We start from the raw sequence: 15,432 nt of genomic DNA on the forward strand, positions 1-15,432 counted from the left end.
AGCCGTTGCTGCGCGGATTCAGATCAGGAATCCGCGCAGCAGCGCCTCGGACCCTGCGAGGTGATCGCGCATCGCGGCCTCCGCGACGTCGGGGCGCCCGGCGAGGATCGCCGTGACGATGCGCTCGTGCTGCTCGCCCGAGTGCTGGATGTTGCGCGGCATCAGCGGGAACGTGTCGAGCCAGGCGTTGACGTCTGCCCTGTTCTCGGCCACGAGTGCGACGAGCGACGGGATGCCGGCGGCCTCCGCGATCGCGAGGTGCAGCAGGGTGTCGAGGCGGCGGTACTCCTCGGGCCCGGCGGGCAGTGCAGCCTCGTGCCGCGCCCACAGGTCGGCGCGGGTCGCGGCATCCAGCGTCCGGCTCGCGGCCGCCCGCACCGCCCCGGTCTCGAGCACCCGACGCAGACCCAGCACGTCGTCGAACTCGGCAGCGGTCACGGCCCCGGCATCCGAGGGCTGCGGCAGCGGGTCGGCGACGAAGGTGCCGCCGTATCGCCCGCGTTTGGGCACGAGGTATCCGGTGTCGGCGAGCTCGCGGATCGCCTCGCGCACGGTGTCGCGGCTCACCCCGAACGAGGCTGCGAGCTCTCGTTCGGGCGGCAGCGACTCCCCTGGCGCGACGACGCCGAGACGGATGGTCTGCACGAGTCGAGCGACCGCATCCTCGAGCGCGTTGCCTCGGCGCAGGGGCCGGTAGACGGCCCGGCGCACCTCGACGAGATCGCCGTCGGAAGGGTGCTCGCTCATGCTTCTCAGCCTGTCACAGCGACATGATCCCGCTTCACAGCGGGGTGACGTAGGCGTTGGTGATGCCGCCGTCGACGACGAAGGCACTCGCGGTGATGAACGACGAGTCGTCCGAGGCGAGGAAGGCCACGGCGGCGGCCAGCTCCGACGGCTCCGCGAAGCGCCCCATCGGCACGTGCACGAGTCGGCGCTGTGCGCGCTCGGGATCCTTGGCGAACAGCTCCTGCAGCAGCGGGGTGTTCACGGGTCCGGGGCACAGGGCGTTCACGCGCACTCCCTGTCGCGCGAACTGCACACCGAGCTCGCGTGACATCGCGAGCACACCGCCCTTCGACGCGGTGTAGCTGATCTGCGAGGTCGCCGACCCCAGCAGGGCGACGAAGGATGCCGTGTTGATGATCGATCCCCGGCCCGCCGGCACCATGTGACGAAGCGCCGCACGACTGCAGAGGTACACGCTCTTGAGGTTGACGTCCTGCACGCGATCCCAGGCCGGCAGCTCGGTCGTCTCGATCGAGTCGTCGTCGGCGGGTGAGATGCCCGCGTTGTTGAACGCGATGTCGATGCGACCGAACTCCTCGGCGACGCCGTCGAAGAGTGTGTTCACCTTGGTCTCATCGGCGACGTCGACGAGGCGGAACGCTCCGCCCACCTCGGCCGCCGCCGCTTCGCCCGTGGCGGGGTCGACGTCGGCGATGACGACGAACGCGCCTTCTGCGGCGAACCGCTGGGCGGTGGCGAAGCCGATGCCGCTCGCGCCGCCTGTGATGATGGCGACACGGTCCTTGAGGCGCTGGGTCAGATCGATGGTCATGTGTGTTCTCCGTTGCAGGTGGGGATACGGGTCAGGATTCGTCGGTCGCGAAGAAGACGTTCTTCGTCTCGGTGAAGTGCTCGGCGGCGTCCGGTCCGAGCTCCCGCCCGAGGCCCGAGGCCTTCATGCCGCCGAACGGCGTCGCGTAGCGCACCGAGGAGTGCGAGTTCACCGACAGCACGCCGCTCTGCACTCCGCGCGAGACGCGCACGGCGCGGCCGAGGCTCTCGGTCCAGATCGAGCCCGCAAGGCCGTAGGCGGTGTCGTTCGCCAGCCGGATCGCATCGGCCTCGTCCTCGAACGGTATCACCGCGACGACGGGGCCGAACACCTCGTGCTGGGCGATCCGGTCGGCAGGGTCGGCCAACACCACGGCCGGCGCGAACCAGAAGCCGTCGCCCTCGGGAGCGCTGCCCCGGAACGCGATGTCGGCATCGTCGAGGAACCCCGATACCGTCTCGCGGTGCGCCGCCGAGATCAGCGGCCCCATGTCGGTATCCGCGCTCGACGGGTCACCCACCCGCCACGCCTTGACCGCCGGCTCGAGCAGTTCGAGGAACCGGTCGTACACCGAGCGCTGCACGAGCAGGCGGCTGCGCGCGCAGCAGTCCTGCCCGGCGTTGTCGAACACCGACCCGGGAACAGCCGCGACGGCCTTCTCGAGATCGGCGTCGGCGAAGACGATGTTGGCGCTCTTGCCGCCGAGCTCCAGGGTGACCGGCTTCAGCGCACGCGCGCAGCCTGCTGCGACCTCGATACCGACCTCGGTCGATCCCGTGAACACGACCTTGCGGACATCCGGATGCTCGACCAACCGCTGCCCGACGACCGAGCCCGAGCCGGTGACGACCTCGAAGAGCCCCTCGGGGAGGCCCGCTTCGAGGGCGAGCTCGCCGAGGCGGATGGCGGTGAGAGGCGTGAGCTCGGCGGGCTTCAGCACCACGGCGTTGCCTGCGGCGAGCGCCGGCGCGAACGCCCACGCCGCGATCGTCATGGGGAAGTTCCACGGGACGATGACGCCGACCACGCCGTACGGATCGTGGAAGGTGACATCGAGTCCGCCCGCGACCGGGATCTGACGCCCCGAGAGCCGCTCGGGATCGGCTGAGTAGTAGTTGAGGACCTGGGCGACGTGACCGGCTTCCCACCGGGCAGAGCCGATCGGGTGCCCGGAGTTCAGCACCTCGAGCTGAGCCAGCTCTTCGACCGCTGCCTCGACCGTGCGCGCGAAGGCACGCAGCGCATCGGCCCGCGCGACGGGCGCGAGCGCCGCCCACCGGCGCTGAGCCGAGACGGCGCGCGCGATCGCGGCATCCGTCTCTGCGATGTCGGCGCGCGTGACCTCGCGGATCGCCGCGCCGGTCGACGGGTTGATGACTGTGAACGCGCTCATCGGGCGTCCTCCTTCCGCCGTGCGGCGAACGCACGGGCCTGTGAGACGAGATCGGTGAAGAGTCGCCGATCCTCGGCGTTCTCCTCGGGGTGCCATTGGACGCCGACGATGTGACCGGCCGACGTGTCGACGAAGGCCTGCACGAGTCCGTCGTCGGAGTGCGCCGCCGCGACCAGCCCCTCGCCCAGGCGATCGACGCCCTGATGGTGGTAGCTGTGCACCCGCATCTCGGTCTCGCCGATGATGTCGGCGAGCGGCGTCTCGGTCGACACCTCGACGTCGTTCTCGGCGAAGACACCCCCGCCGATGCGGTACTTCTCGGTGCCGAGCGATTCGGGCAGATGCTGCTGCAGGGTGCCGCCGCGGGCGACGTTCACGAGCTGCAGACCACGACAGATCGCGAGCACCGGGATGCCACGGCGCTCCGCCGCCTGGAAGAGGGCGATCTCCCACGCATCGCGATCGACCCTGGCGGGGTCGGTGAGCGGATGCCGGTCCTCGCCGTACAGCTCGGGGGCGACGTCGGCGCCCCCGGAGAGCACGAGGCCGTCCATGCCCGAGATCGCCGCATCCGCAGCATCCGGATCCTGCGGGGGAAGAAGAAGCGCGATGCCGCCGACGGAGGTCACACTCGTGAGGTACTGCTCGGGCAGGAACGCCGCGCGGACATCCCAGACCCCCTGCTGCGCGCGCTCGAGGTACGTGGTCACGCCGATCAGCGGCGCGGGGTCAGAGGCGCTCGAAGCCACGGATGCGCTCCCAGTCGGTGACGGCCGCGTCGTAGGCCTCGACCTCGATGCGGGCCTGGTTCAGGTAGTGCTCCACGACGTCGTCGCCGAAGGCCGCGCGTGCGATGGTCGACTCGCTGAAGAGCTTCGCCGCCTCACGAAGAGTCGTGGGCAGACGGTCGACGCCCGCCTCGTACGCGTTGCCGGTGAACCGCTCAGGCAGCGGCAGCTCGTTCTCGATGCCGTGCAGGCCACCGGCGATGATCGCCGAGATGGCGAGGTAGGGATTCACGTCTCCGCCGGGCACGCGGTTCTCGACCCTCAGCCCCGAGCCCGACCCGACGACGCGCAGCGCGCACGTGCGGTTGTCGATGCCCCAGGCGACGCCGGTGGGGGCGAAGCTGCCCTTCGCGAAGCGCTTGTACGAGTTGATGTTGGGCGCGAGCAGCAGGGTGAACTCCCGCAGCGTCGCGAGGATGCCGGCGATCCAGTGCTCCATCACCGGGCTGAAGCCATGCTCGCCGTCCCCCGCCATGACCGGGGCGCCCGACTCATCCCGCAGCGACAGGTGGATGTGACAGCTGTTGCCCTCGCGCTCGTTGAACTTGGCCATGAAGGTGAGCGACTGCCCGTGCTGCTCGGCGATCTCCTTCGCCCCGTTCTTGTAGATCGCGTGCTGGTCGGCGGTCTCTCGTACCTCCGCATAGCGGAATGCGATCTCCTGCTGGCCGAAGTTGCACTCGCCCTTCACGCCCTCGCAGTACAGACCGGCGCCGTCCATGCTGTTGCGGATGTCGCGCAGCAACGGCTCCATGCGCGTCGAGGCGAGCAGGTTGTAGTCGACGTTGTAGTCGGTCGCGGGCGTCAGGCCCTCGTACTTGCGCGCCCAGGCGTCGCGGTAGGTGTTGTCGAAGACGATGAACTCGAGCTCCGTGCCCGAGTACGCGGTCCAGCCCCGCTCGGCGAGACGGTCGCGCTGCCGGTCGAGGATCGCGCGGGGCGAGGGTCCGACCGGTTCGCCGTTCTGCCAGACGAGGTCGGCCATGACGAGCACCGTGCCGTCGAGCCAGGGGATGTTGCGCAGCGTCTCGGCGTCGGGCTTGAGCACCATGTCGCCATATCCGCGGTCCCAGCCCGACATCGCGTAGCCGTCGACCGTGTTCATGTCGACGTCGACGGAGAGCAGGTAGTCGCAGGCCTCGGCGCCGTGAGCCAGGATGTCCTCCTGGAACAGCCGTGCCGACACGCGTTTGCCGACCAGTCGCCCCTGCGCATCCGCGAAGGCCACGATCACCGTGTCGATCTCGCCGGCGGCGATGCCGGCATCCAGCTGTTCGATGCTCAGGTTGCCCGCCATGTGACGCTCCGTTCTCGTGCCGTGAAGCGATCGGCCGACCGGCTTCGCCCTCAGAGTAGATCACCTCGAGGTTTAAAGGTAGACGAAACCACCATTGACTGTCACAATCGTCCGCAAGGTGCACCCGGCGCCTGCACGCATGCGAACGGAGAGCGGATGTCCCAGCAGAGCAATGAATCCCGCAAGGTCGCCGGAGCGACCTATACACGCGCCGGGAGTGACTATTTCGAGAAACGCACCCTGAAGAGGTCGGCCGGAGTCTGGGGTCTCTGGGGGCTCGCCGTCGCAGCGGTGATCTCGGGCGACTTCTCGGGATGGAACTTCGGCATCGACTTCGCGGGCTTCGGCGGGATGCTCATCGCCTTCGCGATCCTCGTCGCGATGTACTACGGGATGATCTTCGCCATCGGAGAGATGGCGGCCGCGATGCCGCACACCGGAGGCGCGTACTCGTTCGCCCGCTCGGCCATGGGCCCCTGGGGCGGCCTCGTCACCGGTGCCGCGGAGACCATCGAGTACGTCGCGACCACGGCGGTGATCGTCTACTTCTCGGCGTCGTATGCCAACGGCATCACGAGCGAGCTGCTGGGCCTCGAGCTACCGGGATGGGTCTGGTACCTCATCCTCTACATCGTCTTCATCGCCCTGAACTCCGCGGGCGCTGCCATCTCGTTCCGCTTCGCGATCATCGTGTCGGTGATCTCGATCGGCATCATCCTGGTGTTCTCGGCCATGGCGATCTTCTCGGGCGCGTTCTCGTGGGATGCGCTGTGGGATATCGTCCCCGACGAGGGCCAGTCGACCTTCCTCCCCCACGGCGTCCTGCCGATCCTGTTCGCCCTGCCGTTCGCGATGTGGTTCTTCCTGGGCATCGAAGAGCTCCCGCTCGCTGCGGAAGAGTCGCACAACCCGACGCGTGACATCCCCAAGGCGGGATTCTGGGCTCGCGGCACCCTCATCGTCACGGGCCTCCTGGTGCTGTTCCTGAACACCGGCGTGCTCGGCGCCGATGCGACGGGCACGGCCGGCGAGCCTCTGCTCGACGGCTTCCGCGCGATCGTCGGCGACCAGCTCGCCGCCGTGCTCGCCCTGTTCGCGCTGATCGGCCTGCTCGCCTCGCTGCAGGGCATCATGTTCGCCTACGGACGCAACATGTACTCGCTGTCTCGCGCCGGGTACTACCCGCGCTTCCTCTCACTCACCGGCAAGCGCCAGACGCCGTGGGTCGCCCTCACGGTCGGCGCCGCGATCGGCTTCGTCGCCCTGATCGTGCTCGACGTGCTCACCGCCGTCGACTCCGAGGGCGCGGGCACCGTCGCCGGTGCGATCGTGCTGAACATCGCCGTCTGGGGTGCGGTCGTCGCCTACGGGCTGCAGCTCGTGTCGTTCATCATCCTGCGCAAGAAGTTCCCGAACGTCGACCGCCCGTACGTCAGCCCGTGGGGCATCCCCGGCGCAGTGATCGCACTCGTGATCGCCGTGCTGATCTTCGTGGGATTCCTGCTGAACCCGACGTTCGGCCCGGCGATCATCGCGATCGCGATCGTCTACGCGATCATCCTGCTCGGATTCGGCCTGTTCTTCCGACACCGCCTCATCCTCTCGCCCGAAGAGGAGTACGCGCTGTCGGGCGGTTCGCACGGCGACCCGCAGGCCGAGGGCTACGACGCGATGGAGGGCGAGGTCTTCGACGGCAAGCGATGATGACGGAGGAGCGCGGCTCTACTTGCGGTCGAAGTCGAACGCCTTGAGCAGCTCGTCGACGGCCTTGTCGCGCTCCTCCCCGCCCTCGTCGAACATGTGCGTCACGTGCGTGCGCAGGTGGTTCTCGAGCAGCAGGCGGTTGAGGGACTCCAGTGAGCGCTGGATCGCGCGGGACTGCGTGATGATGTCCATGCAGTACTCCTCGTTCTCGATCATCCGCGCGACGCCGCGCATCTGACCCTCGAGGATGCTGGTGCGGTGCAGTGCACGCTTCTTGATGTCTTCGATCACGTTTCGAGGGTACTCGTGTCCTGCAATGGTGGTGCTCGCCGACCTCACGGAGGACTCCCCGTGAAAGGATGACGTCATGCCGCGAACCCCGATGGAGCTCCTGTCGCCCGCAGACCAGGAACGACTTCGCGCCCTCCGACGCATGAAGGCCGTGGCGCTCGGCGCGCTGATCTTCATGGCCGTCGTCTTCGTCTTCGCGTTCGCGTTCCAGGAGCGGCAGCCGTGGCTGGGCTACGTCCGGGCAGCGGCAGAGGGCGGGATGGTCGGCGCCTTGGCCGACTGGTTCGCCGTGACGGCGCTGTTCCGTCGGCCGCTCGGACTGCCGATCCCGCACACCGCGATCATCCCGAACCGCAAGGACGAGATCGGCCGCACCCTCGGCGAGTTCGTCGAGACGAACTTCCTCGAGGCGAGCGTCGTCCGCACCAAGCTCGCCAGCACCGCGATCGCCAAGCGTGCCGGCGAGTGGCTGAGCGAACCCGCCCACGCCGAGCGCGTCGGCGCCGAGGGAGCGACGATCGCGACCGCCGTTCTCAACGCCCTGAGCGATGACGACGTGCGCGACCTCATCACCGACCTCGCGCGCGAGCACCTCGTCTCCCCCGAGTGGGGACCGCCCGCCGGCGCCTGGCTCGAGAAGATCGTCGAGGCAGACGCCCACCACGGAGCCGTCGATCTCGCCGCCGACAGCATCGCCCGCTGGTTGGACGCCAACGCCGAGTCCTTCTCGGGGCTCATCTCGCGACGGCTCCCCGGGTGGGTGCCGAAGCTCGCGCACCGGTTCGTCGACGACACCGCCTACAACGAGGCGGTCAAGTTCGTGCGCGCCGTGCAGGCCGACCCGAAGCATCCGGCCCGCATCGCCGTCGACGGATACCTCGCCCGTCTGGCCGACAGCCTGCAGAACGACCCGGCGACGAGGGCGAAGCTCGAGAACGCCAAGTCGTCGCTCTTCGACAGCCCCCGAGTCGGCGCTCTCGCGGCTGAAGCGTGGAACACCGCCAAGAACGGACTGCTCACCGCCCTCGCCGACCCCGAGAGCGGGCTGCGGGTCCGCGCGGCTCAGGCCCTGCAGGAGGTCGGCGACAGGCTGACGACGGATGCCGCGCTGCAGCACCGCGTCGACACCTGGGTGTCGGATGCCGCCGTCTTCCTCGTCGACCGCTACCGCCACGACATCGCGTCGATCATCACCGACACCGTCGAGCGCTGGGACCCGGTCGAGACGACCGAGAAGATCGAGCTCATGGTCGGCCGCGACCTGCAGTACATCCGCCTGAACGGCACGTTCGTCGGCGCCCTCGCGGGCCTCGCGATCTTCACGATCGCGCACCTGCTGATACCCGGCGTCTGAGGTTCCCGCAGGTCCGTATCGATCCCTGTCCGTCCACTAGGTAGAGATTCTGACTAGTCCGTGCCATGATCTAGTCATGAATTCGACGCAGTGGCCCAGCGACTGGATCCGGGCCGCCCTTCCGGGCACCGTGCTCGCACTCGTCAGCGACGAGGATGCTTACGGCTATCTGATCGCGCAGCGTCTCGCTGCGGCGGGGTTCGGCACCATCAAGGGGAGCACGCTCTACCCGCTGCTCGCGCGGCTCGAACAGGACGGCTCGCTCGCCTCGACCTGGCGGGACGGCGACGGAGGGCCGGGACGCAAGTACTACTCGGTCACAGACGCGGGCCGACACGCGCTGGATGAGCACCGGGCTGCCTGGGCGGATTTCACCACCCGGACGATGGCAGTCCTCGGCGAGAAGAAGGAGTCACGATGAGCGGCACACGGGACGATGACTACGGCACGGCCCTCGAGGACGAGCTCGAGCTGCGCGACGTGCCGAGCGATGAGGTGGATCTCATCGTCCGGGAGGTGCGGAGCCACCTCGCGGAATCCGGCGAGGACCCGCTCGAGGCGTTCGGCTCACCCGAGCACTACGCAGACCAGTTCGCCCCGCGCTCCTGGACGCGCCGGATGCTGTGGCTGCTCGTCGCCCTCGCCGGTCTGCTCGGCGCGGGAGCCGGATTCCTGCTGCTGAACGGAGTCTTCGGGCTCATGGATCCGTCGATGCAGCTGTGGGGGTGGGCGCCGAGCATCCGGCTTACCCTGGGGACCTTCTGCCTCCTGGGCCTGGCCGGTCTCCTGACCTTCATGGCGACGAAGTCGCGACGACGCAGAGCATCGTGGACGCTCCGCGACTAGCAGCCGCGGTCAGCGCGTGGCGAGGGCCGCGAGCATCTCGAGCACGCAGAGCGCCGCGAGCCTGACCGTGCGCATGTCGTCGGTGTCGGCGGTGGCGTCGACCTCGGCGATGTCGGCGCTCACGACGCGCGGATCAGCGACGAGCGAGCGGACGAGCGCGCGCAGCTCCCACGCGGCGAACCCACCGGGGACGGATGCCGGGCAGCCGGGCGCTGCGGCGCGATCGGCGGCGTCGACGTCGACGTCCAGGTGGATGCGGGCGGCGGCACCCGCTCCGGCGATGCTCGTCGCCTCCGCGACGACCTCGGAGATCCCGCGGCGCCGCACCTCGTCGAGGGTGATCACCCGGATGCCCCACCCGGCTGCGCGCGCGGCATAAGCGGCGGAGTTCGCGAAGTCCGCGATGCCGATCTGGACGATCCGGGTCGGGTCGATCCGCTCTCCGTCGGGGGCGTCCTCGACCAGCCGCCGCACCGGCGACCCGTTCGAGATGCCGTCGCGCAGGTCGAAGTGCGCATCGATCGTGATCAGCCCTGTGGCCCCGGCTCCTCGCGCGACCGGATAGGTCAGCGCGTTGTCGCCGCCGAGCGCGATCACGAGACGCGCGGATTCGGCAAGCTCGTGCACGCGCGCGACGCTCGCCGCGACACCGGCCTCCCCATCGGGCTCGGTCACATCCCCGGCGTCGAGCACGCGCAGCGCCTCCCCGAGGTCGATGACCGGCGGACCCATGAGCGTCGCGCTGTAGCGGGTCAGCGCCTCCCGGATCGCCGCGGGCGTCGCATGCGCGCCGGTCGGCGACAGCGAGGTGCGCCAGGTCGGGACGCCGACCAGCACAGCATCCGCGTCGTCTCCGGCGGCGAAGGCGGGCCAGGATCCGGCACGGGGCCAGAGGTCATCGTGCGAGAGGGCCATGGTTCTCCGTTCCTGAAGTCGTCGCGGACGCCGCGAGGACCGCGACGCCGTCCTTCCACACCTGATCGACGAGGGGCACTCCCGGTCGATACGCGAGATGGATACGCGTGGGTGCGCTCAACAGCACGAGGTCTGCGCGCGCTCCCACCGCGATCACGCCGACGTCGTCGCGTCGCAGCGCCCTCGCTCCCCCGGCGGTCGTCGCCCATACGGCTTCAGCGGGCGTCATGCCCATGTCGCGCACGGCGATCGCGATGCAGAACGGCATCGATGAGGTGAAGCTCGACCCCGGGTTCGTGTCGCACGCGATCGCCACGGTGACGCCCGCGTCGATGAGTCGACGCGCGTCGGGATAGGGCTGCCTGGTCGAGAACTCGACTCCGGGCAGCAGGGTGAGCACCGTATCGGAGGTGGCGAGCGCCGCGATATCGGCATCGGTCAGGTAGGTGCCGTGGTCGACGGATGCCGCGCCGAGCTCGACGGCGAGGCGCACTCCATCGCCCGGGCCCAGCTGACTCGCGTGCACTCGGGGCAGGAGGCCCTTCGCGATTCCCGCCTCGAGCACCCTCCTCGACTGCTCGACCGAGAACGCCCCGGTCTCGCAGAACACGTCGATCCACTTCGAGTGCGGCGCGCACGCGTCGAGCATCGGCCCCGTGACCAGGTCGACGTACTCGTCCGCCCGGTCGGCGTACTCCGCCGGCACCACATGCGCCCCGAGGAAGGTGACCTCCGGCGTGACCTCGGCGGCGAGTCTCACGAGCCGCTCTTCAACCGCGACGCTGAGCCCGTATCCGCTCTTGATCTCGAGCGTCGTGGTGCCCTGCGCGAGCATCTCGTCGATGAATCCCCGCAGTCGCACGCGCAGTTCATCGTCGCTCGCCGCTCGCGTCGCGGCGACCGTCGAGCGGATGCCACCCGCGGCGTACTTCTGCCCGGCCATCCGCGCCTCGAACTCGGCGGCGCGGTCTCCGCCGAACACGAGGTGGCTGTGGCTGTCGACGAACCCGGGGATGACCGCGCGACCACCGGCGTCGAGGATTTCGTCGGCCACGGGCGCGGCATCCGCCGAGCCTACCCAGGCGATCCGCCCGCTGTCGATGAGCACCGCGGTATCGTGCAGCGTGCCGAAGCGGTCGCCGTCAGAGGAGCCGACGTTGGTCGTCAGCTCTCCGATGTTCGTGATCAGAGAGGTGCTCACAGCATCGGCACCTTCAGGCCGCGCTCACGGGCGATGTCCCGAGCATGCTCGTACCCGGCGTCGACATGGCGCATCACACCGGTGCCTGGATCGTTGGTCAGCACGCGTTCGAGCTTCTCGGCAGCCAGAGCCGAGCCGTCCGCGACGCTGACCTGGCCGGCGTGGATCGAGCGCCCGATTCCGACACCGCCGCCGTGGTGCAGAGACACCCACGACGCTCCGGATGCCGTGTTGAGCAGTGCGTTCAGCAGCGGCCAGTCGGCGATGGCATCCGAACCGTCCTTCATGGCCTCGGTCTCACGGTAAGGTGACGCGACCGATCCCGAGTCGAGGTGGTCGCGGCCGATCACGATCGGTGCCGAGAGCTCACCCGAGGCGACCATCTCGTTGAACTTGAGACCGGCGAGGTGACGCTCCTTGTATCCGAGCCAGCAGATGCGGGCGGGCAGGCCCTCGAAGTGCACCTTCTCGCCCGCCTTCTCGAGCCAGCGGTGCAGAGCCTTGTCTTCGGGGAACAGCTCTGCGATCGCACGGTCGGTCTTGTAGATGTCCTCGGGGTCGCCCGAGAGTGCGGCCCACCGGAAGGGCCCGCGGCCCTCTTCGAACTGCGGACGGATGTATGCCGGCACGAACCCGGGGAACTCGAACGCGCGGTCGAAGCCGCCCAACTGTGCCTCGGCCCGGATCGAGTTGCCGTAATCGAAGACCGCTGCCCCCGCGTCCTGGAACGCGACCATCGCGGCGACGTGCTGCGCCATCGACTCGCGAGAGCGGCGGGTGAACTCCTCGGCATCCCGCTCGGCCTCGGCCTTCCACTCGGTGACGCTGATGCCGACCGGCAGGTAGGCGAGCGGGTCGTGAGCGCTGGTCTGGTCGGTGACGATGTCGATCGGCACGCCCCGGCGCAGCAGCTCGGGGAAGACCTCTGCCGCGTTGCCGACGACGCCGACCGAGAGCGCCTCGCCGGCCTGCTTGGCTTCGACGACCCGGGCGACGGCCGCATCGAGGTCGGTCGTGTACTCGTCGAGGTATCCGCGCTGCACCCGGCGTGCGAGGCGCGACTCGTCGACATCGACGATCAGCACGACCCCGTCATTGAGCGTGACGGCAAGCGGCTGCGCGCCGCCCATGCCGCCCGCACCACCCGTGAGCGTCAGCGTGCCCTTGAGCGAGTCCCGGCCGAGCGAGCGAGCGACGGCGGAGAAGGTCTCATAGGTGCCCTGCAGAATGCCCTGGGTTCCGATGTAGATCCACGACCCGGCGGTCATCTGGCCGTACATGATCAGGCCGAGCTCTTCGAGCTTGCGGAACTCGGGCCAGGTCGCCCAGTCGCCCACGAGGTTCGAGTTCGCGATCAGCACGCGGGGTGCCCACTCGTGCGTGCGGAAGACGCCGACCGGCTTGCCCGACTGCACGAGCAGGGTCTCGTCGGGCTCGAGCTCGTCGAGGGTGCGGACGATCGCGTCGTACGCCTCCCAGCTGCGCGCGGCCTTGCCGGTGCCGCCGTAGACCACGAGGTCTTCGGGGTGCTCAGCCACCTCGGGATCGAGGTTGTTCATCAGCATCCGCTTGGCTGCCTCGGCGCCCCAGCTCTTGGCGGTGCGCTGGTTGCCGCGGGCGGCGCGGACCACGCGCGGCCCCGCCGCGGCCGCGGTCGGGGTCATGGTCGTGTCGGGCGTCGTGGTGTCAGTCATGCGCGTGCTCCTTTGCGATGCGGGCGATTGCGCCGGACTGCACGAGTGCGGTCACGGCTTCCATGTCTGGGGAGAGGAATCGATCGGGGCCGGGACCCGCGGCGACGGTGCGCACCAGGTCGCGCACGGCTCCCGTGGCGGGCCCTGCCTGCAGCGGAGCACGCAGGTCGAGCGCGCGGGCGCCGGTGAGGATCTCGATCGCGATGACGCGACCCAGTCCATCGATCGCCCGACGGAGCTTGCGGGCGGCAGCCCACCCCATCGACACGTGGTCCTCCTGCATCGCCGATGACGGGATCGAATCGACGGATGCCGGCACGGCGAGGCGCTTGAGCTCGGAGACGATGCCTGCGGAGGCGTACTGAGCGATCATCAGCCCCGAGTCGACGCCGACCTCGTCTGCCAGGAACGGCGGGAGGCCGTGGTTGCGTGCCGGATCGAGTGCGCGGTCCGTGCGACGCTCCGAGATCGAGGCGACGTCGGCGACGGAGATCGCCAGGAAGTCCAGGACGGCCGCGACGGGTGCGCCGTGGAAGTTGCCGTTCGACTCGATGCGGCCGTCGAGGGTGATGACCGGGTTGTCGATCACGCTCGCGAGTTCGCGCTCGGCGATGGTCGAGGCGTAGCCCATCGTGTCGCGCGCGGTTCCGTGGACCTGAGGCGAGCAGCGCAGTGAGTACGCGTCCTGCACCCGGCCGTCTTCGGGGCCCTTGTGGCTGTGCACGATCGGCGATTCGCGCAGGAACGACCGCAGGTTCGACGCCGATTCAGCCTGGCCGGACTGTGGGCGCAGTGCCATGAGATCGGCCGCGAACACGGCATCCGTCCCCATCTGCGACTCCACCGACATCGCCGCGGCCATGTCGGCGGTGATCAGCAGCGTCTCGAGATCGTGCAGCGCGAGCACCAGCATGCCCAGCATCCCATCAGTGCCGTTGATGAGAGCGAGGCCCTCCTTCTCGACGAGAGTGAGCGGCTCGATGCCGACAGCTGCCAGAGCATCGGACGCCGGGATGAGCTGTCCTTCCGCGTCGCGGACGTCGCCCTCTCCCATCGTCGCGAGCGCGATGTGCGCGAGCGGCGCGAGATCGCCGGAGCAACCGAGCGAGCCGTACTCACGAACGATCGGTGTGATGCCCGCGTTCAGCAGCGCGGCATACGTCTCGACGACGACGGGGCGGACGCCCGTGCGCCCCGATGTCAGGGTCTGCAGGCGCAGCAGCTGGAGTCCGCGCACGACCTCGCGCTCGACCTCGGCGCCCGTGCCGGCGGCGTGCGAGCGGATGAGGCTCGCCTGCAGCTGCAGCCGGCGATCCGCAGCGATGAAGGTCGTGGCGAGTGCGCCGAATCCGGTGGAGACGCCGTAGTGCGGATGGGGGTCGGCAGCGAGGCCGTCGATCACGCGGCGGGTCTCGTCGACCCGACCGAGAGCTGCGGGGCTGATCGTGACGGGAGCGTCGTGGCGAGCGACCGCGACGACATCGGCGTGGCTCAGGGGGGCATCGCCGACGAGGACGGGGAGCAGTTCGGTCATGTCTCGATTCCACACCCGCCGGGTCGCGGGCGACAGCGGTTCATGGGATCCTGTGTCTGTGATCCCAGACACATCGGACGCCGCCGTGCAGGTGCCCGCGGCCGATAACACCCTGCGCATCCTGCGATATCTCGCCGGCCGACCCGCACCGGTCGCGGCATCGGCGATCGCCCGGGAACTCGAGCTGCCCCGATCGACGGTGTATCACCTGCTCACGACGCTCGCCGCTCACGGTTTCGTGCTGCACATGAAGGAGGACCGTCGGTGGGGGCTCGGGACGTCAGCCTTCGAGCTCGCCGGCGGATACGCGAGGCAGCAGCCGCTCGCGCGTCTGGGGCGTCCTCTCGTCGCCGCGCTGTCGGACAGGCTCGGTGAGAGCACCCACCTCGCGGTGATGAGCGGCGGCGACGTGCTCTACATCGTCGAGGAGCGGGCGCCACGGCGTCAGGCCCTGATCACGGACGTCGGAGTTCGGCTTCCTGCACACCTGACGGCATCGGGTAGGGCGATGCTGGCGGCGCTCCCTCGCGAGCAGGTGCGCGCGCTCTACCCGGGTGCCTCAGCGTTTCCCGATCGCACCGGGTTAGGGCCGCGCACGCCGAGCGAACTGCGCGAGGTGCTGCGCACAGTGCGGGCACGAGGCTATGCGACCGAAGACAGCGAGGTGGCGGAGGGCCTGCGCAGCGTCGGCGCGGTGGTCTGCGATCACGCCGGCTGGCCCGTCGCAGCTGTGGCCGTGACCTGGGCGGGAGCGGATCTCGACGAGAGCACCCTCGCAGAGGCTGTACACGAGACGGCGGCGGTGCTCGAATCACGACTCAAGCGGTGACTCGAGCGTCATGCGTGAGGCGAGA

Annotated in this window: 15 protein-coding genes; 5 read left to right on the forward strand and 10 right to left on the reverse strand. The window is 69.3% G+C overall.

Annotated features, from left to right (window positions below; all coding sequences use genetic code 11):
• Nucleotides 1–18: 18 nt before the first annotated feature.
• The 5 genes from ACZ0AA_RS11145 to ACZ0AA_RS11165 are packed head-to-tail and all read right to left on the reverse strand — an operon-like array spanning nucleotide 19 to nucleotide 5,039.
• Nucleotides 19–747 carry a FadR/GntR family transcriptional regulator gene (locus ACZ0AA_RS11145; RefSeq protein ID WP_463512916.1) on the reverse strand — a complete coding sequence of 243 codons (729 nt, stop codon included), beginning with the start codon at nucleotides 745–747 and terminating at the stop codon, nucleotides 19–21.
• A 34-nt stretch (nucleotides 748–781) separates the two neighbouring features.
• Nucleotides 782–1,561, reverse strand: coding sequence for a 3-oxoacyl-ACP reductase (locus tag ACZ0AA_RS11150; RefSeq protein ID WP_400866936.1), 780 nt, complete (start codon nucleotides 1,559–1,561; stop codon nucleotides 782–784).
• A gap of 31 nt (nucleotides 1,562–1,592) precedes the next feature.
• Nucleotides 1,593–2,954 carry an aldehyde dehydrogenase family protein gene (locus ACZ0AA_RS11155; RefSeq protein ID WP_463512917.1) on the reverse strand — a complete coding sequence of 454 codons (1,362 nt, stop codon included), beginning with the start codon at nucleotides 2,952–2,954 and terminating at the stop codon, nucleotides 1,593–1,595.
• Nucleotides 2,951–3,703: a gamma-glutamyl-gamma-aminobutyrate hydrolase family protein gene (locus ACZ0AA_RS11160; RefSeq protein ID WP_400866942.1), complete on the reverse strand. Its 753-nt coding sequence runs from the start codon at nucleotides 3,701–3,703 to the stop codon at nucleotides 2,951–2,953. Before ACZ0AA_RS11160 ends, ACZ0AA_RS11155 begins: the two co-directional genes overlap by 4 nt.
• Nucleotides 3,684–5,039 carry a glutamine synthetase family protein gene (locus ACZ0AA_RS11165; RefSeq protein WP_463512918.1) on the reverse strand — a complete coding sequence of 452 codons (1,356 nt, stop codon included), beginning with the start codon at nucleotides 5,037–5,039 and terminating at the stop codon, nucleotides 3,684–3,686. Before ACZ0AA_RS11165 ends, ACZ0AA_RS11160 begins: the two co-directional genes overlap by 20 nt.
• A gap of 156 nt (nucleotides 5,040–5,195) precedes the next feature.
• Here ACZ0AA_RS11165 and ACZ0AA_RS11170 point away from each other — a divergent pair, with 156 nt between their 5' ends.
• Nucleotides 5,196–6,743, forward strand: a complete 1,548-nt coding sequence (locus ACZ0AA_RS11170) for an amino acid permease (protein ID WP_463512919.1) — start codon at nucleotides 5,196–5,198, stop codon at nucleotides 6,741–6,743.
• A gap of 18 nt (nucleotides 6,744–6,761) precedes the next feature.
• On the opposite strand, the gene ACZ0AA_RS11175 is transcribed toward ACZ0AA_RS11170, so the two are convergent.
• Entirely contained in the window at nucleotides 6,762–7,034 is a 273-nt protein-coding gene (locus tag ACZ0AA_RS11175; RefSeq protein ID WP_042537810.1) for a metal-sensitive transcriptional regulator, read from the reverse strand.
• A 76-nt stretch (nucleotides 7,035–7,110) separates the two neighbouring features.
• Here ACZ0AA_RS11175 and ACZ0AA_RS11180 point away from each other — a divergent pair, with 76 nt between their 5' ends.
• From ACZ0AA_RS11180 to ACZ0AA_RS11190, 3 genes are all read left to right on the forward strand, one after another.
• Nucleotides 7,111–8,388 carry a DUF445 domain-containing protein gene (locus tag ACZ0AA_RS11180; protein ID WP_400866950.1) on the forward strand — a complete coding sequence of 426 codons (1,278 nt, stop codon included), beginning with the start codon at nucleotides 7,111–7,113 and terminating at the stop codon, nucleotides 8,386–8,388.
• 76 nt (nucleotides 8,389–8,464) lie between these two features.
• Complete coding sequence (locus ACZ0AA_RS11185; protein ID WP_463512920.1) at nucleotides 8,465–8,809, forward strand: PadR family transcriptional regulator; 345 nt, start codon at nucleotides 8,465–8,467, stop codon at nucleotides 8,807–8,809.
• Nucleotides 8,806–9,234, forward strand: coding sequence for an HAAS signaling domain-containing protein (locus ACZ0AA_RS11190; RefSeq protein WP_463512921.1), 429 nt, complete (start codon nucleotides 8,806–8,808; stop codon nucleotides 9,232–9,234). Before ACZ0AA_RS11185 ends, ACZ0AA_RS11190 begins: the two co-directional genes overlap by 4 nt.
• A 9-nt stretch (nucleotides 9,235–9,243) precedes the next feature.
• On the opposite strand, the gene ACZ0AA_RS11195 is transcribed toward ACZ0AA_RS11190, so the two are convergent.
• Genes ACZ0AA_RS11195 through hutH form a run of 4 tightly spaced genes read right to left on the reverse strand, consistent with a single transcriptional unit; the run spans nucleotide 9,244 to nucleotide 14,578 of the window.
• Entirely contained in the window at nucleotides 9,244–10,149 is a 906-nt protein-coding gene (locus ACZ0AA_RS11195) for an arginase family protein (protein WP_463512922.1), read from the reverse strand.
• Nucleotides 10,130–11,350 carry an imidazolonepropionase gene (gene hutI / locus ACZ0AA_RS11200; RefSeq protein ID WP_463512923.1) on the reverse strand — a complete coding sequence of 407 codons (1,221 nt, stop codon included), beginning with the start codon at nucleotides 11,348–11,350 and terminating at the stop codon, nucleotides 10,130–10,132. The genes ACZ0AA_RS11195 and hutI overlap by 20 nt, the downstream gene beginning before the upstream one ends.
• The gene (gene hutU, locus ACZ0AA_RS11205; protein ID WP_463512924.1) at nucleotides 11,347–13,044 is read right to left on the reverse strand and encodes a urocanate hydratase; all 1,698 of its coding nucleotides are present in this window, start codon (nucleotides 13,042–13,044) and stop codon (nucleotides 11,347–11,349) included. The genes hutI and hutU overlap by 4 nt, the downstream gene beginning before the upstream one ends.
• Nucleotides 13,037–14,578 (reverse strand): histidine ammonia-lyase, encoded by a 1,542-nt coding sequence (gene hutH, locus ACZ0AA_RS11210; protein WP_400866967.1) that lies wholly within the window; start codon nucleotides 14,576–14,578, stop codon nucleotides 13,037–13,039. The genes hutU and hutH overlap by 8 nt, the downstream gene beginning before the upstream one ends.
• A gap of 52 nt (nucleotides 14,579–14,630) precedes the next feature.
• On the opposite strand from hutH, the gene ACZ0AA_RS11215 reads away from it, so the two are divergent.
• Nucleotides 14,631–15,407 (forward strand): IclR family transcriptional regulator, encoded by a 777-nt coding sequence (locus tag ACZ0AA_RS11215; protein WP_463513839.1) that lies wholly within the window; start codon nucleotides 14,631–14,633, stop codon nucleotides 15,405–15,407.
• The last annotated feature ends 25 nt before the right edge of the window (nucleotides 15,408–15,432 follow it).

This window comes from Microbacterium sp. AC035, assembly GCF_979258485.1.